This window comes from Amycolatopsis sp. NPDC058986, from assembly GCF_042741125.1.
Lineage (GTDB): Bacteria > Actinomycetota > Actinomycetes > Mycobacteriales > Pseudonocardiaceae > Amycolatopsis.
Genome location: NZ_JBHYJW010000033.1, coordinates 23,442 through 39,580 on the forward strand (window position 1 = coordinate 23,442; position 16,139 = coordinate 39,580).

Consider the following 16,139-nt stretch of genomic DNA (forward strand, 5'->3'; position numbering starts at 1 on the left):
CTTCACGGCATTCGTCACGACCGGTGCGACGGGAGCACGCAGACCGTGTCCAGCCCGAGAACGTGATTCAGCCGCCCGAACGCCAGCCACGAACCGAGGCTCATGCTCAGCTCGACGATTTCCCGCTGGCTGTAGTGTGCGGACATCCGCGTCCAGAACTCCTCGTCGAGGCCGTGATGGTCGAGGGCGTACCGCTCGGCGTACTCCGCCGCGAGCCGCGTCCGGTCGTCGAAGCGGTCCGTCGTGCGCCAGTCCAGCACCGCGTCCGCGAACTCCTCCTCGACCTTTTCGCCGTCGCGTTCGGTACGCCAGTCGAGACAGAAGACGCAGCCGTTGAGCTGCGCGATCCGCAGGCGCGCGGCCTCGAACTCCCGCAACCCCAACGTCGTGTGCGAGTAGACGGCCAGCGAAAAGTTCGACGCGGCGACTCCGATGCCGGGCACCATCTCGCCCCACACGTACCCGATCGGATCCTTGCCCTCGGGGATGTCGATGCGCATCAACGTTTCCTTCCGAGCTTGCCTGCTGCCGGGCGCAGCGGGACGTCGAGTGCGTCGTACAGACCGGGTTCCGCGCCCGCCAGCCAGTCGATCGCGCCGACGAGCCTGCCTACCGCGGTGGCATTACCGCCCGCGGAACGGTTTTCGCCCTCGTCGCTCGCCTCGACCGTGACCTCGATGCGTGGCCTGCCTTCGATGATCACGCGGTGCGCGCCCGCGCCACTCGGCGGCGTCGGCCAGTCCGGCGCGCACGACGGGTGGATGCGCGTCACGTGCTCGACGACGATCCGCGGCTCGCCGTCGACGACGCCCTGGACCTCGAACCGCACCGCGCCCTGCGTGCCCGCCTCGAACTCGCCCATGGTCCGCGTGGTCACGGTTTCCTCGAGTGGCCGCCGGTCGAGCGTCTCGCGGATCTCGTCCAGCTCGACGTCCAGCGCCCGCGCCATCAGCCGGACCTGGCCGCCCCACACCATCGTCGGCACGCCGCTCAGGAGCATCGGCGGCTGGTAGTCCATCGGCTGGCCCATCCCGACCAGATAGCGGACGGAATCGGGCTGCTCGTAGGTCGAGTAGTCGAAGATCTCCTGGCACCGGATGGCGTCGACGGTAGTACCCAGCCCGCTGATCAGCAACGGCAGCACGTCGTTGCCCCAGCCGGGATCGACGCCGGAGACGAACAGCGAACCGCCGCCGTCCTCGATCGCCGCCAGCACCGGCTCCCGCAGCTCCGGCGGCGCGTTCCGCTGGTCGTAGAGCGGATAGAGCGACGGCGTCACGACAACCGCGCCCGCCCGGACCGCCCGCACGATGTCGGCGAGCGCGTCGCCGGGCCGGACATCGCCCGAGGCGGCGTAGACCACCGCGCGCGGACTCGCCGCCAGCACGGCCTCGACGTCGTCGGTCGCGGCCACGCCCAGCGCGTCCACCCCGGCCAGCTCGCCCGCGTCCTTGCCGACCTTCGCGGGATCGTGGACGAGCACCGCGGTCAGCTTCAACGCCGGATGAGCGTCGACGGCCCGGATCGCGGCCCGGCCGACATTGCCCGTACCCCACACCACTGTGGCGATCATTCCGCCGAGTTTCCCCGCGCCGTCGCGAATCCGGGAAGCCTTTCGTTCCGGTGAGCGGACCGTACGGCCGAACGTCGCAATGGCGGTCAGGCTCGCGCCGGTGCACGCGAACGAGCGCCGACGTGACTGGCGATGAGGCGGCGGGTTTCGCGTTCGGGCAGTGCGTGTTCCTCAAGCGAGGCCAAGGTGTGCTGGTAGTGCGTCACCGCGCTGTCGCTGGTCAGGTAGGCGTGGCACCGATTGTGCTCGGCAACGACGACCTCCCGCTCCGGAGGCAACGTGATACACGCGAACGCCGCGGGCAACGGCCACCTCACGGTGTCGGGCACGATGCAGATCGGCACGGCCTGATCCAGCAGATGCCGAAGCTGGCCTCGACCGACGTCACACCCTCCCGGGAGGCGGCGTACCGCACGCTCGCCGAGCAGCACCCGGTACCGCATCGACAGGACGTGCTGCCGCGAAGCCGCGAGCACCACGCGTTCATCCTCACCACCGAGCGCCCCGACGTAATCGGCGGTTTGCAGCGGCACGGGAATCACCTCCGGCGCCCACACGGTGATCCTGGTCGCCCGGTGCTCGTACTCCAGCAGCAGCGCCGGATGGACCGCCGGGTCCGCATCGACGAAGTCGGGAAGACCGACCTGGCGCGCGAGTGCGAGCAACCGCGCGCCCTCGTCGGCACCCACGTGCAAGCCACCGATGATCCGAGCCACGTTCTCCACGTGCGGCGCGCGCCGCCCGCTCTCGTACAAAGCCAGCTCCGCAAAGGAGATACCCGTACGCGCACCCAGTTCCCGGTAGGTGATCTTCCGAGCCTCCCGGACCGCACGCAGCCTGACACACAACGCGACAGCCGCCGGGGTAAAACTCCGCGTCGTAGAAGCACGCAACGTCAGTACTCGTTCCTCTCAGGTGTGCCAGTGGTGCCGCAGCCGGTCGGCCACCGCGCCGTTGTGCCTCCGCGTCACGCGCGTGGGTACGGAACCGGCCGATGAGAAGCCGTCGGGTAACCGCCCGGCGGCGGCGAATAGCCCAGCTCCGCGCGATACTCGCGCTCACAATCCCAGCACTGGACCGGCACACCGTGCGTATCCCGATCCAGACGATCGCAATACTCCGCGGTCGCAACAAGACCACACAACATCGCGACACCCTCGCCCGGCGCGGGCAAATGAGTGAGCCACGCCCGATGCCACACCCCATCGACAACCGGGTGCAGATGCGCGAGATCCACATAGATCAGCGCGCTCACGGCAGGCGCTCCGGCTGGTCGCCGATATTTTCCTCAGCCCGGTCACGCTGCTGGCGCTCCGCTTCGGCAGCCAACTGCTGTTGAAGCTGCTGCGCGGCCATCGCCTGCGCCGCGATGCCGATCCCCTCGGCGCCCTTTCCGGTCACGTTCACCGCGCACCGCCTGCTCGCAGCGCGCTCTCCGCGAGCGTGTCCACTTCGCTCACGGTGTCCACGCCGTTGCCGCAGATGTCGGTCGCGCGCAAGATCCGCTTGTCGCCACGCCCTTGTTGTGCCATGTGCAGGACGCTATGACCTGCGGAAACCTCCGAAGGGTACGGTTTGTACCCTCACCCGATCAGCTGTCAGGCCACCAGGCCGACCCGCTGGCCAAGGTCCCGCACCTCGTCTCGCGCACCCGCTGGCGGACGTTTGGACAATTCCACCAGCATGTCCCGGGCAAACCCGTTGTAGCTGATCGTCTCGGATGCCACCCGCTGCGCCCGGTCGAGGGTGGCGAGAACCGCGGCCCTGTCGTCTTCGAGCGCGTGTACACGAGCGACTTCGATGAGGTGGCGGCTCCGCCGCGCCAGCGAAGGAATCGAAACAGGGTCCAGCGACTCGACGGCTCGCCGAGCTTCACCAACCCGGCGAAGTTCCACTCCGAGGGTTACCGCGTGTGCCTTCATCACGCTCTGGGAGAACGAAGTCTGGGTGTGGCGGTAGTCGGCGCCTAGGCCCTTGGCGACTCGCTCTGCGGCTTCCCAATGCGCCCATGCCTCACCGTGTCGTCCGCGCCGTGCGTGGACGTAGGCGATCTCCGCGTCCAGCGCACCGGCCATCCCGCGCCAGTGGACGGGCGCGGTATCGAGGTGAGGCAGCAACTGATCCTTTGCAGCTGTCGCCAGCGACACCGCCTCGTCCCACCGCCCGGCATCACGCAGGGCCTGCACCATTGCCCAAGCGCCTCCGGCGATCGAATACGGGTCGTCCGCCTCCTGCGCCTCGGTCAGTGCCCGGTCGGCGACCATCCAGACCAATTCCGGCGATGGCTGGTAAGCAACGTAGAAATCGGCCAGCTGATAGACCCCGGAAAGCACTCGCCGGGCCTCACGCCGCTCGGGCTCGGAAAGGGCGCGTACGGCTGCCTGCGCGTCGCTGATGAGTCCGGGCAGGAGCGCGCCGAGCTGGGTTCGGTGATCGGAGGAGGAGTGCCGGACGAGCCACGCGACACGCAACCGCTCGGCGAGATGAAGAACGGAAACTGGCTCCGGCGTGGCATTGATCCGGTATTCGGTGAGCGCGGACTGCACGGCGGACAGCGCAGCGTGGCGCTGTCCGGCGTAGACCGTCACGGGCACGGCGTGGCCGTTGCCGGTCAGCTTGGCCAGATCTTCGAGTTCGAGTGCCTGCGCGATCCGGAGCAGCATCGGAAGCCGTGGCGTTTGAAGCCGCCCGGACTCGACCGCCTTCAGCCACTCGACGGACTTCCCCAGGAGCCCGGCAAGCACCGGACGCGACATTCCCACGCGCTCGCGGTGCAGCCTGATCCTCTTGCCAACGGGCAACACGTCGTCGTCGGTCACGCAGACCCCCTCATTCGCGGAGTCGACCTCTCCGCGTGCACCCGAGAGCTACCCGGGGGCGTTCCTCCGCGAAGAGGTACGCCACCCAGCGTAGCTGCTACACGACCAGGTGAGCAGGGGCGGCCGATCGAGGTTCCGTCAGCGCTGTCGCGAATGGCACTCAGAACCTCGGCAGGCGCTGCTCTTCGGTCCACTCGACGCTGGTCGGTCGCGCTCCGGTCGTCATGAATTCGTGGGCGGCTTTACGGACGGCTTCGGCGGGGATCTCGGCGTTGTCGGGATAGTCGTTGTCCGAAGTCATGTAGTAGTAGCGGACCGCACCCCATTCGGGCCGGGCGAACGGTGTCCCGGTGTTGCGGCTGCAGGAGCCTGATGGGGCGTCGTGGCCTGCGTAGCGCAAGACGCCCCGGTCGCCATGGAGTCCGGCGGAGAGTTCCGGGCCGTCCGGGCCGTCGGCGGGGTACAGCTGGACGAGCCTGGGGCCGTCGAGTGCCGCCACCTTGTCAAGGACGGCGTCGAGTTCGGCCGCCGTGGTGACGATGGTCGGGTCGTCGGCGTCCTGGTCGTACCAGGCTTCCACCTTCATCGGTTCGCCTTTCCGGTGTAGCGGTTGACGGTGCGGGTGCCGTCCGGCGGCGTCGCGAATGGCACATTGGGGACGTTCAACGCCGTCAATGTCCCATTCGCGACGCTATTCAAGCTGGTAACCGGGCCGCGAGGTCCGCGAGTTGCCCGGTGTCGCGCAGCGGGTGGCCGTGACCGACGCAGACGATCCGGGGATCGAGACCGGCGAGACGGCGGATCGACTCACGGTTGCGTGCCGGATCCACGCAGAACGCGACAGGCGCCTCGGCGAGGGCCCCGCCCATGACCAGCGGACGCCGGTTGACCACGTCGCCGGCGATCAGCACCCGATCGGCTTCACGCCAGAAAGAAACCGAACCGGGTGTGTGTCCCGGCGTCTCCAGCACCGTGAATCCGCCGACGACGTCGCCTTCGCGCAGGCGCCGGGCGACCGGGTGCGCCGGGCCCGCCCAGTGGGCCAGCTGCCAGCGGGCGATCGCGACGTCCGGAGTCACCGCCGTGAGGTCGCCACTTTCGAGGGCGTCCGCGTCGCCCGCGCCGCACCACAGCGGGAGCCCCAACCGCTCGCACACCGCGTGACTGGCGCCCTGGTGGTCAGGATGCGCGTGCGTCACCGCGTGCGCCCGCACCTTCCGGCCCGCGAGCTGGCGCAGGATGCGTCGTCCGGCGTGCCGCGATCCGGCGTCGACCAGGACGTCGTCCAGCAAATAGACGTTGTAGGCGAAGCGCGGCCTGCCTTCGAGCAGGAACACGTCCTCTGCGATCTCGAACATCCCGTCCCCCTTAACATACGGAACCGTATTGATACGCTGTCGTATTGATACGCCCCCGTATGGTCATCCGTCAATACGGTCCCGTATCCTGGCGGCGTGCAGGAGCAACGGATGCCGCGGCTGTCCGGGCAGGACTGGGCGCGGGCGGCCCTGGAGGCGATCGCCCACGGCGGGCTGGCCGCCGTCGCGGTCGAGCCTCTGGCTCGCAAACTGGGCGTCACCAAGGGCAGCTTCTACGCGCACTACAGCAACCGCGACGAACTCGTCGTGGCCGCGCTGGCCGAGTGGGAACGTACCCACGGCCAGGACGGCCTGGCCGAATTCGCCGCGACGACCGAGCCCGCGGAACGACTGCGCCAGCTGGTTTCGGCGGCCGCGCGCGCCGGCACCGGCCTGGCACCTTCGGTACTTCTGAGCCTGCTCGCGGAACGGAGCGACGAGCGGGTCCACGCCGTACTGGGCCGGGTCAACCAAGCCCGGCTGGACCTGCTCGTCCGCACCTACCGCGAACTCGGCCTCTCACCCGCGCAAGCCCGGCACCGGGCGAGGATCGCGTACGCGACCGTTCTCGGCCTGCTGCAACTGGGTCAGCAGGACCCCGGCACTTCGCCGCGCGGCCCGCACCTGACGTCGTTCATCCACGAGGCCACCGCGATGCTCGTTCCCCATCGGGACTAGCCTTGCGTCGCCGAGGCCGGACCCCGCGGGCACGCCGCGACCGCGTCGGCCAGGATGCGAGACTGCGCCGCATTCCGCGCGGCTACCCAAGCTCTGCCGCGGCGCGAACGGTAAGAATGGGTACATGTCGGAAGAGGTCCGGGTCAGCGCTCCGCGCACGCGCAACCGCTGGGGGGAGGGCGAGCGGCTGCGCGGGGAGATCCTCGCCGCGGCCAGCCGGTTGCTGTCCGAGCTCGACGGGGAGGACGGGCTGACCATCCGCGGCGTCGCCCGCGCCGCCGGTATCGCGCCGGCCAGTATCTACCAGCACTTCACCGATCGCGCCGCGCTCGTCACGGGGCTCACCGAGTACGAGTTCGCCCGGCTGCGTGCCGCGATGGAGGCGGCCGAGGGGCGCGTGGACTCCGGCGACGTGGTGGGCCGCGTGCGGGCGATGATCCATGCTTCCTGCCGGTTCGCGGTGGAGAACCCCGGACACTACCGGCTGATGACCGCCGACGGGCCTCCCCGGACCGCACCCGGTGCCCGGCCCGCCGGGCCGCTGGCCGAGGTGATCGATCTGCTCGTCGACGGCTTCGCACGCTGTGCCGCGGCGGGGATCGCGCTCCGGGTGCCCGCCGAGCGGGCCGCCGTGATCGCCTTCGTCGGCGCGCACGGCCGCGTCGCTCTCTTCCCGAACTCCCCCAAGCACACCGATGCGGACTCGGTGATGGCGTTCGTCGACGAGTTCGTTTCGCTCGTTTTCGCCTGAAACACGGCGTTTTCTCCCGTTCCACACCGACGACCGTTCCCTGCTGTGGCGGCGATCTCGACCGGGCGGGTGGACAGGGTGCCCCGAGATTCCTAACATGTGTTCAGTAAGTTGGTGAACATTCGTTCGGTAGCTCTTCGCAGGAGGAAGCTCACCGTGACGTGGTGAACCCGGAAAGGACCGGCATGTTTCATCTGGATCACCTCTGCCTGGGCGTCCGCGACCTGGACGACGGGGTCCGCCGGGTGCGGGAGGAGACGGGACTCGCCCACTACGAAGGTGGCGTCTTCGCCGCCGGCATCGCGAACACCATCTTCCCTCTCGGCGGGGACGTCTACCTGGAGGTCGAGGCGGTGACGGCACCCGCGGCCGAGCGTGAGGCGGGGGCCGCCTGGTTCGATCGGGTCGTCGCGGACGGCGACCGGTGGATGTTCTGGAGCCTGCGCGCCGACACCCTCGACGAACTGGCCGCGGTCGCGCAGCGGCTCGGCGGCGAAGTGGCGCGGCTTCCGGGGCGCGTCCAGCCCGACGGTACCCAGCGCGTCATCACCACCGCGCCCGGCCCCGGCCGCGCGCTCGACACGTGCTGGCGACGGGGGCTGCCGAACTGGTTCTACCGGGAGGACCCGGCCACCAACCCGGATCGTGGGGCGGCGGAGCACGGTGAGCGCGGGGTGGCCGTGACCCGGCTGGAGATCGGTGCTGACGCCGGGGAACTGCGGGAGCACATCGGTGCCGAGACCTTCGACCGGCTGCCGCTGGCCGTCGTGTCCGGTCGGCCGGGCGTGCGCGCGGTCACGGTGCGCACCGCGGCCGGGCGCGAGGTCACGCTGCGCAGGGACCCGGCCGACCTCTAGCGCCGTCGGCCGGCCTGCCGCTACGAACGGACACAAGGAGGACCGACACACATGATCGTCGACGTACACGCCCATTACCTGCCTACCTCGTATCGGCCCATGCTGGGAGCGTTGACCGCTGGGACGCCAGCCACGACCCCGGCGAAATCGGTACTAGCGGAACGCAAGACGCTCGCGGTCATGACCGATGAACCGGGGATGATCGATCAGCGTATCGACATGATGGACGATGCCGGAGTGGAGCGGCAGGTCCTCTCCGCCGCCGGTCTGGCACCATACGCGCCGGAACCCCAGGTGGCGGTCGAGGCGGCACATATACTCAACGACAGCTACTGCGAGCTGACGAATTCGCATCCTGACCGGTTCTCCTCCTTCGTTTCTCTGCCCTTGCCGCATATCGATGCGTCACTCGAGGAAATGCGGCGCGGGCTGGACGAGTTGGGCATGGTCGGCGTGACCTTCAACTGCTCGGTGTTCAACCGCTCCACGGCCGAGGAGGAATTCGAACCACTGTACGAGGAGATGAACGCGCGTGGCACGACACTTTTCTTTCATCCATCCCAAAACGGCATCTGTTCACCGTTGATCAACGACTACGGCTTCACGGCGGCGGCCGGGGCATCACTGGAGGACACCGCTGTCGTTCTCCATCTGATCAAGCGAAACATCCCGGCTCGCTATCCGAATATCAAAATCATCATTCCTCATCTGGGTGGCCTGATCCCCATGCAGCTGGCGAGACTCGATGGCCAGGCAAGCACGCCAGACCTGCTCAGTCCACCAAGCGTGATGGCTCGCAGCCTGTACTACGACACCGTTGGATGGGGTTCACAAGCCGCTCTCCGGTGTGCCTGCGAAGCCTTCGGCGCCGACCATATCGTGCCGGGTAGCGACTTCCCCATTCTGCTGTCGGTCGAGTCCTACAAGCAGACGTTCGAGTACATCAAGGAATCCCGATTGCCCGACCAGGAAATCGAGAAGATCCTCTACGGCAATGCGTTGGCGCTGTTCGACTTCGACAAGGCACCACCCCGGACCGTTCCCCATCGGGGCTAGCCGCACATCGCCACCCGGTGGAAAGCCGCTAGCGCGTCGTCGATCGGATGCGGTAGCGGCTTGCCCGAGGGCCCGAACCTGTTCCAGCGCTGCAGGTTCACCGCCACGGCCAGCTGCCGCTCGCCGTCGGCGCTGGTCATCGCCAACGCTCCTCCGCCCCAGACCGAGCCGCCGTGGCCCCAGAAGGTGGTCCCGTCCGCGGCCGCCATCGGATGCAGGCCGAGGCCGTAGTCGATCGTCTTGCGTTCCTGGGAGATGACCGGGACGGTGCGTCGCATCCGCGCCAGCGACTCCGCGCCGACGATCTCGCCCGCCAGCAGCAGGCCGAAGAAGCGGTTGAGGTCCGCGACGGTCGAGATCAGGGACGCGGCGGGTCCCACGAAGGACATGTCGTAGACGCTGAAATCGCGTGGCGGGTCGATCATGCCGAACCAGGACTCGTAGAGCCGCGAGTGCGGCCCGTCGACGTGCGCCCCGTCGGGGAACGCGGTGTCCCGGAGACCGGCGCGCTCGATGATGTTGTGGGTGATGTACTTTTCGGCCGCGACACCGGTCACCTGTTCCAGAAGTGCGCCGAGGAGCAGGTAGTTGGTGTTGGAGTACACCCCCGGCGTACTGCCCGGGGCACCGGTGGCGGGCGCGGCGGCCCCCAGCCCGATCAGTTCTTCCGCGTCGAAGCGCGTGAAGCGGTGGTCGTCCAGGCTCTGCGGCCAGGTGTTCGCCATGTCGGGAAACGCTTTCAGCGTCGGGTAGGCATAAGGGAGGTATTCGGCGAGCCCGCTGGTGTGGTTGATCAACATCCGGACCGTGATCGCGGCACCGCGTTCGCCGGGAACCAGTCCCGGCAGGTAGTGGCCGATCGATGTGTCGAGCCCGATCTGGCCCTGCTCGACCTGCTGCAGCACGGCGGCGGCGGTAAAGGTCTTGGTGATGCTGCCGACGCGGTGCCGCAGATCGGCGGTGACGGGACGGCCCGTGACGACATCGGCGACACCGGCGGCGCCGCGCCAGATCTCTTCGCCGTCGCGCACCTCGGCGAACAGGCCCGGTATCCCGGCACGGTGGACGTTTTCCAGAGCGGCGGCCAACTCGGCGGGATCCAGCGGTTTCCTCATGGCGGATGTCCTTTCCTATTCCCCAGTCGCGAACTCGACGACGGCGAAGCGTGGGAGCGCGCCGCTTCGGGCGGCACATGTCCTCATTATGCACGCACTGCGTGCAACAGCAAGTGCATAAGCTATGCTGGCCGCGACGAGAGGAGCGAGATGACAGGTCGAAGGCGTTGGGCGACCGAGGAAATCCTGGACACGGCGGCGGATCTGCTGCGCACGGGCGACGCCGAGTCGTTCAGCGTGCGCAAGCTCGCCGCGGCGCTCGGGACCGACTCCTCCAGCCTCTACCGGCACTTCCGTACCAAGACCGAACTGCTGCGCGCGGTCGCGGACCGGATCCTCGCGGCGGCGATGGACGATCACCGCCCCGAAGGCGACTGGAGACAGCGCATCACCGCCTTGGCCCTGCGCCTGCGAGAGGCCTTCGGGCAGCAGCCCCAGCTCGCCTCGATCTGGGGGCGCTACGCGTCGAGCGGCACCGGTTCCCGGTTGGTCATGGAAGAAGTGCTCCAGGCCCTGCGCTCGTCGGGCCTGCCCGACGCGGAAATCCCGGGGCGCTACCACCGGCTCGTGGTCCTCATCGCCGCGCTGATCGCCGCCGAGGCGGGAGTCGGCACCCTCAGCGCCGACGAGCGCGAGCAGGGCATGGAACTGTTCCGTGTCGCGGTGCTGGGCGCCGACCCCGAACACTTCCCCGCCCTGGCCCACTTCGCGCGCGACGTCCGTCCTCTCGGGGCGGACCGCCGCGCCGCGTTCGAAGAGATCGTCGCAGCCCACCTCGCCGACATCGAGGCTCGTCTCCCCTGACGTGACAGGACCGCAACCCGAAGCGGGTTGACCCGCTGCCTGTTATCGCTAACATAACCTTGCTCACGCACCCGGAACGCGGCAAGGAGGTGTCGATGCCCGCCGATGGCTCCTCTGGCAAGCGCCAGGCAGGGCTCGCCGAGGTCGCGGCCCTGGCCGGGGTCTCGCACATGACGGTGTCCCGGGTCGTGAACGACACCGGCCCCGTCCGCGCCGAAACCCGGGCACGCGTGCTGGCCGCGGTGGAGAAACTGGGGTACCGCCCCAACTCCGCCGCGCGGGCACTGGCGACGGGCCGGTCGAACACGCTCGGCGTGGTCGCGCTGGAGTCCAATTTGTACGGTCCGGCGAGCACGCTCCACGGAATAGAGAACGCGGCCCGCGAAGCGGGTTACGCGATCACCATCGCGAGCGTGAGCCGCCCCGGCCGCTCGTCGATCGCGGATGCCGTGGAGAACCTGCGGCGCCAGGCGGTCGAGGGCATCGTCGTGATCGCACCGCATGTCACCGCGGGCGACGCGTTGCGGCGCGCGCCCGCCGACGTCCCGATGGTCGCCGTCGGCGGTGGCGACTCGGCTCCGGTGCCGGTGATCTCGGTGGACCAGCACGAAGGGGCCCGGCGCGTGACCGAGCACCTGCTCGCACTGGGACATCGGACGGTATGGCACGTGGCGGGGCCGTCCGACTGGCTGGAGTCGCTCGAACGTGAACGGGGCTGGCGGGAAACCCTGGAACGCCACAGCGCGCCGGTGCCACCCGCGCTACGCGGGGACTGGAGCCCGCGCTCGGGCTACGACGCCGGCCGCGCACTGGTCCGCGAGAGAGGAGTCGACGCGGTCTTCGTCGCGAACGACCAGATGGCGCTGGGCGTCCTGCGCGCGTTCGCCGAGGCCGGGATCGCGGTACCGGGAGACGTCCGGGTCGCCGGGTTCGACGACGTCCCCGAGGCGGCCTACTTCAGCCCGCCGCTGACGACGGTGCGGCAGGACTTCATCGAGGTCGGCAGACGGACCTTCCGGTTACTCGTCGAGCGAATGAACGGGGGTTCCCCCGACGCCCGCCACCTCGTGGCACCCGATCTGATCGTGCGGGACAGCACCGGAAAACGGTAGCCCTGCTCAGGAAAGCGCTTACAGTCTTGCCGTCCCGCAAATGTTAGCGCTAACAGTACTCGTTTCACCCGCCGCCAGCGGCGCTCCGTCACCCCGGTCCCCGAAAGGAAAGTCCCCAGTGCCAGCAGATCCTCTGGTCGTCGGTGTCGACTTCGGCACCCTGTCGGGCCGCGCGGTGGTGGTCAGGGTCCGCGACGGCGCGGAACTGGGAAGCGCGGTCACCGAATACCGGCACGGTGTTGTCGACGACCGGCTCCCCACGACCTTCCAGAAGCTGCCGCCCGGCTGGGCGCTCCAGGTGCCGTCGGACTATGTGGACGTCCTGCGCACCGCCGTCCCCGCCGCGCTCGCCGAAGCGGGTGCCGACCCGGGTGACGTGATCGGGATCGGCACGGATTTCACGGCCTGCACGATGGTGCCTGCCACCGCCGACGGCACGCCGCTGTGCGAGGTGCCGGAGTTCACCGGGAATCCCCACGCGTACGTGAAGCTGTGGCGTCATCACGCGGCGCAGCCGCAGGCGGACCGGATCAACGCGCTCGCACGGGAACGCGGTGAGGCGTGGTTACCGCGGTATGGCGGGCTGATCTCGTCGGAGTGGGAATTCGCGAAGGCGTTGCAGGTCTTCGAGGAGGCACCCGAGGTCTACGCCGCGATGCGACACTGGGTCGAGCTGGCCGACTGGATCGTCTGGCAGCTGACCGGGTCCTATGTCCGCAACACCTGCACGGCCGGGTACAAGGGGATCTACCAGGACGGCCGGTATCCGAGCCGCGCCTTCCTCCACGCGCTGACGCCGGGCTTCGAGTCCTTTGTGGCCGACAAGCTCGAACACCCGTTGGGGCGGCTCGGGTCCCGGGCGGGCAGCCTCACCGCCGAGGCCGCCGTGCTGACCGGGCTGCCGGAGGGAATCGCGGTGGCGGTCGGCAACGTCGACGCGCACGTGACCGCACCGGCGGCGCAGGCGGTCGAGCCGGGGCAGCTGGTGGCGATCATGGGCACCTCGACCTGCCACGTCATGAGCGGTGCCGAGCTGCGTGAGGTTCCCGGCATGTGCGGGGTGGTCGACGGCGGGATCGTTCCCGGGCTATGGGGATACGAAGCGGGGCAAAGCGGCGTAGGTGACATCTTCGGCTGGTTCGTCGAACAGGGCGTCCCAGCGTCCCATGTGGACGACGCGTGGGCGGCGGGGCTGTCCGTGCACGAGTGGCTGACCAGGCTCGCGGCGCGGCAGGAGGTCGGCGAGCACGGCCTCGTCGCGCTCGACTGGCACAGCGGGAACCGTTCGGTGCTGGTGGATCACGAGCTGTCCGGGGTGCTCGTCGGGCAGACCCTGGACACCCGCCCCGAGCACGTCTACCGGGCGCTGCTGGAGGCGACCGCGTTCGGCACCCGCAAGATCATCGAGACGTTCACCGCGGCGGAAGTGCCGGTCACCGAACTGATCATCGCCGGTGGGCTGACCAAGAACGCGCTGCTGATGCAGATCTACGCCGACGTCACCAACCTGCCGTTGTCGATCATCGGGTCGGCGCAGGGACCCGCGCTCGGCTCGGCGATCCACGCCGCGGTCGCCGCCGGCGCGTACCCCGACGTCCGTGCCGCCGCGGCCGCGATGGGTTCGGTCGAGCGGCTGGTGTACCGCCCGGTGCTGGCGAACGTGGCGGCCTACGACGAGCTGTATGCCGAATACGAGCTCTTGCACGACTACTTCGGCCGCGGCGGCAACGACGTCATGCACCGTCTCGCCGCCCGTCGCCGCGAGCTGGCCACTGTCGCGAAAGGACAGAACACATGACGCTCACCGCACGAGCCCGCGACACCATAGCCGCGCTGCGGGAAACCGTCGCCCGGCTGCACGGCGAGCTGACCCGCAACGAGCTGGTCAGCTGGACCGCGGGCAACATCTCGGCACGTGTGCCGGGCCAGGACCTGATGGTGATCAAGCCGTCCGGAGTGTCCTATGCGGACCTGAGCGCCGACACGATGGTCGTCACCGATCTGCGCGGGAAGCTGGTGCACGGGGACCTCGCACCGTCCTCCGACACGGCCGCGCACGCGTATGTCTACCGGCATCTGCCCGAGATCGGCGGGGTGGTGCACACGCACTCGACGTACGCGACGGCGTGGGCGGCGCGCGGCGAGCCGATTCCTTGTGTGCTCACGATGATCGCCGACGAGTTCGGCGGCGAGATCCCGGTCGGCCCGTTCGCGTTGATCGGGGACGATTCGATCGGCCGCGGCATCGTCGAGACGCTGCGCGCGAGCCGCTCCCCCGCGGTGCTGATGCGCAATCACGGCCCGTTCACCGTCGGGCGGACCGCGCGGGACGCGGTGAAGGCCGCGGTGATGGTCGAGGACGTCGCGCGCACTGTCCACATCGCACACCAGCTCGGGAAGCCCGTTCCGTTGTCCGAAGACGACGTCGACCGGCTGCACGAGCGCTACCAGAACGTCTACGGCCAGCACCGAACCGGCCAGAACGGGGAGAACAGATGACGTCCGGGACCAAGCCGCAGGTGTGGTTCCTCACCGGCAGCCAGTCGCTCTACGGCGACGAGACGCTCGAGCAGGTCGCCGGGCAGTCCCTGCGGATCCAGCACCTGCTCGCCGAGTCCGGCGGGCTGCCGGGCGAGCTGATCGGGAAGCCGGTGCTGACCGGGTCCGCCGGGATCCGCCGGGTACTGCAGGAGGCCAACGCGGACCCCGCCTGTGCCGGGGTGATCGTGTGGATGCACACGTTCAGCCCGGCGAAGATGTGGATCACCGGGCTGGACGCGCTGCGGAAACCGGTGCTGCACCTGCACACCCAGCTCAACCAGGCGCTGCCGTGGGCCAGTATCGACATGGACTTCATGAACCTCAACCAGGCCGCGCACGGCGACCGCGAGTTCGGCTACATCCAGACCCGGCTCGGCGTGCCCCGCAAAACCGTCGCCGGCCACGTGGCCGACCCGCTGGTGGTGGCCCGAATCGACGCCTGGGCGCGGGCGGCGCTCGGCGCGGCCCGGCTGCGGACGCTGAAACTGGCGCGGTTCGGCGACAACATGCGTGACGTCGCGGTGACCGAGGGTGACAAGGTCGAGGCAGAGCGGAGGTTCGGGGTCTCGGTCAACACCTACGGCGTGCACGACCTCGTCGAGCGGGTCGACGCGGTGTCCACTGTGGAGGTCGACGATCTGGTCGTCTGGTACGCCGACGAATACGTGCTCAGGCCCGAGCTGGCGCGCGGCGGTGCGCGGCACGACTCCCTGCGGTACGCCGCGCGGATCGAACTCGGCCTGCGGTCCTTCCTCACCGAGGGCGGGTTCGGCGCGTTCACCACGAACTTCGAGGATCTGGGCGGGCTACGTCAGCTCCCGGGGCTCGCGGTGCAGCGGCTGATGGCCGACGGGTACGGCTTCGGCGGTGAAGGCGACTGGAAGACGTCGATGCTGCTGGCCGCGGTCAAGACGATGGGCCGTGGATCGGACCGCGGAACGTCCTTCATGGAGGACTACACCTACCACTTCGGGCCGGGTGAGCCGAAGATCCTCGGCGCGCACATGCTCGAAGTGTGCCCGAGCATCGCGGCCGGGAAGCCGTCGTGCGAGATCCACCCGCTGGGCATCGGCGGGCGGGAGGATCCCGTCCGGCTCGTCTTCGACGCTCGCCCCGGACCCGGCGTCGTGCTCGGGCTGAGCGATCTCGGCGACCGGTTCCGCATGGTGGCCAACGAGATCGAGGTCGTACCGCCCGACGAGCCGCTGCCGAACCTGCCGGTGGCCCGCGCGGTCTGGAAGCCCGCGCCCTCGCTGACGACGTCCGCGGAGTCGTGGATCACCGCGGGCGCCCCGCACCACACGGTGCTCAGCCAGGCCGTCGGCACCGAGACCGTGCGGGACTTCGCCCGCATGCTCGGCGTCGAACTGCTCGTCATCGACGAGCACACCACGACCGCGGACTTCGCGGACCGGATCCGCTGGAACCAGGCCTATCACCGGCTCGCGCTGGGTTTCTGACAGAGCAATTCGAGA

The 16,139-nt window shown here is 69.1% G+C and carries 19 protein-coding genes; 9 read left to right on the plus strand and 10 right to left on the minus strand.

The features are described 5' to 3' along the window. Window positions 1-14: 14 nt before the first annotated feature. The 9 genes from ACFW0G_RS26705 to ACFW0G_RS26745 all read right to left on the minus strand — a co-directional run bounded on the left by ACFW0G_RS26705 (window position 15) and on the right by ACFW0G_RS26745 (window position 5,750). A complete protein-coding gene (locus ACFW0G_RS26705; RefSeq protein ID WP_378328137.1) occupies window positions 15-500 on the minus strand; it encodes a carboxymuconolactone decarboxylase family protein in 486 nt (161 codons plus the stop codon). Continuing rightward, window positions 500-1,573 (minus strand): dihydrodipicolinate reductase, encoded by a 1,074-nt coding sequence (locus ACFW0G_RS26710; RefSeq protein ID WP_378328138.1) that lies wholly within the window; start codon window positions 1,571-1,573, stop codon window positions 500-502. The genes ACFW0G_RS26705 and ACFW0G_RS26710 overlap by 1 nt, the downstream gene beginning before the upstream one ends. Before the next feature lie 86 nt (window positions 1,574-1,659). Next, window positions 1,660-2,466 (minus strand): helix-turn-helix domain-containing protein, encoded by an 807-nt coding sequence (locus ACFW0G_RS26715; protein ID WP_378328139.1) that lies wholly within the window; start codon window positions 2,464-2,466, stop codon window positions 1,660-1,662. Between the two features lie 74 nt (window positions 2,467-2,540). Continuing rightward, the gene (locus tag ACFW0G_RS26720) at window positions 2,541-2,828 is read right to left on the minus strand and encodes a hypothetical protein (protein ID WP_378328140.1); all 288 of its coding nucleotides are present in this window, start codon (window positions 2,826-2,828) and stop codon (window positions 2,541-2,543) included. Next, window positions 2,825-2,980 carry a hypothetical protein gene (locus tag ACFW0G_RS26725; protein ID WP_378328141.1) on the minus strand — a complete coding sequence of 52 codons (156 nt, stop codon included), beginning with the start codon at window positions 2,978-2,980 and terminating at the stop codon, window positions 2,825-2,827. Before ACFW0G_RS26725 ends, ACFW0G_RS26720 begins: the two co-directional genes overlap by 4 nt. Then, window positions 2,977-3,105 (minus strand): hypothetical protein, encoded by a 129-nt coding sequence (locus ACFW0G_RS26730; RefSeq protein ID WP_378328142.1) that lies wholly within the window; start codon window positions 3,103-3,105, stop codon window positions 2,977-2,979. Before ACFW0G_RS26730 ends, ACFW0G_RS26725 begins: the two co-directional genes overlap by 4 nt. A 66-nt stretch (window positions 3,106-3,171) precedes the next feature. Continuing rightward, window positions 3,172-4,392, minus strand: coding sequence for a helix-turn-helix domain-containing protein (locus tag ACFW0G_RS26735; protein ID WP_378328143.1), 1,221 nt, complete (start codon window positions 4,390-4,392; stop codon window positions 3,172-3,174). 160 nt (window positions 4,393-4,552) lie between these two features. Next, window positions 4,553-4,978 (minus strand): Imm1 family immunity protein, encoded by a 426-nt coding sequence (locus ACFW0G_RS26740; RefSeq protein WP_378328144.1) that lies wholly within the window; start codon window positions 4,976-4,978, stop codon window positions 4,553-4,555. Window positions 4,979-5,087: 109 nt separating this feature from the next. After that, a complete protein-coding gene (locus ACFW0G_RS26745) occupies window positions 5,088-5,750 on the minus strand; it encodes an MBL fold metallo-hydrolase (protein WP_378328145.1) in 663 nt (220 codons plus the stop codon). Window positions 5,751-5,846: 96 nt separating this feature from the next. Here ACFW0G_RS26745 and ACFW0G_RS26750 point away from each other — a divergent pair, with 96 nt between their 5' ends. The 4 genes from ACFW0G_RS26750 to ACFW0G_RS26765 all read left to right on the plus strand — a co-directional run bounded on the left by ACFW0G_RS26750 (window position 5,847) and on the right by ACFW0G_RS26765 (window position 9,092). Further along, the gene (locus tag ACFW0G_RS26750; RefSeq protein ID WP_378328146.1) at window positions 5,847-6,428 is read left to right on the plus strand and encodes a TetR/AcrR family transcriptional regulator; all 582 of its coding nucleotides are present in this window, start codon (window positions 5,847-5,849) and stop codon (window positions 6,426-6,428) included. 124 nt (window positions 6,429-6,552) lie between these two features. Further along, complete coding sequence (locus ACFW0G_RS26755) at window positions 6,553-7,179, plus strand: TetR/AcrR family transcriptional regulator (protein ID WP_378328147.1); 627 nt, start codon at window positions 6,553-6,555, stop codon at window positions 7,177-7,179. 185 nt (window positions 7,180-7,364) lie between these two features. Next, on the plus strand, window positions 7,365-8,036 hold the full coding sequence (locus ACFW0G_RS26760; protein ID WP_378328148.1) for a VOC family protein: 672 nt from the start codon (window positions 7,365-7,367) through the stop codon (window positions 8,034-8,036). Window positions 8,037-8,087: 51 nt separating this feature from the next. Then, the gene (locus ACFW0G_RS26765) at window positions 8,088-9,092 is read left to right on the plus strand and encodes an amidohydrolase family protein (protein WP_378328149.1); all 1,005 of its coding nucleotides are present in this window, start codon (window positions 8,088-8,090) and stop codon (window positions 9,090-9,092) included. Here the strand turns inward: ACFW0G_RS26765 and ACFW0G_RS26770 are convergent. After that, window positions 9,089-10,207, minus strand: coding sequence for a serine hydrolase domain-containing protein (locus tag ACFW0G_RS26770; RefSeq protein ID WP_378328150.1), 1,119 nt, complete (start codon window positions 10,205-10,207; stop codon window positions 9,089-9,091). The genes ACFW0G_RS26765 and ACFW0G_RS26770 overlap by 4 nt on opposite strands. 150 nt (window positions 10,208-10,357) lie before the next feature. Between ACFW0G_RS26770 and ACFW0G_RS26775 the strand changes: the two genes are divergently transcribed. From ACFW0G_RS26775 to araA, 5 genes are all read left to right on the plus strand, one after another. After that, window positions 10,358-11,011 (plus strand): TetR/AcrR family transcriptional regulator, encoded by a 654-nt coding sequence (locus ACFW0G_RS26775; protein ID WP_378328151.1) that lies wholly within the window; start codon window positions 10,358-10,360, stop codon window positions 11,009-11,011. 95 nt (window positions 11,012-11,106) lie between these two features. Then, window positions 11,107-12,123 (plus strand): LacI family DNA-binding transcriptional regulator, encoded by a 1,017-nt coding sequence (locus tag ACFW0G_RS26780; RefSeq protein ID WP_378328152.1) that lies wholly within the window; start codon window positions 11,107-11,109, stop codon window positions 12,121-12,123. A 118-nt stretch (window positions 12,124-12,241) separates the two neighbouring features. After that, on the plus strand, window positions 12,242-13,921 hold the full coding sequence (araB, locus tag ACFW0G_RS26785; protein ID WP_378328153.1) for a ribulokinase: 1,680 nt from the start codon (window positions 12,242-12,244) through the stop codon (window positions 13,919-13,921). After that, window positions 13,918-14,622, plus strand: a complete 705-nt coding sequence (locus tag ACFW0G_RS26790; RefSeq protein WP_378328154.1) for an L-ribulose-5-phosphate 4-epimerase — start codon at window positions 13,918-13,920, stop codon at window positions 14,620-14,622. The genes araB and ACFW0G_RS26790 overlap by 4 nt, the downstream gene beginning before the upstream one ends. Continuing rightward, entirely contained in the window at window positions 14,619-16,124 is a 1,506-nt protein-coding gene (gene araA, locus ACFW0G_RS26795; protein ID WP_378328155.1) for an L-arabinose isomerase, read from the plus strand. Before ACFW0G_RS26790 ends, araA begins: the two co-directional genes overlap by 4 nt. Window positions 16,125-16,139: the final 15 nt, after the last annotated feature.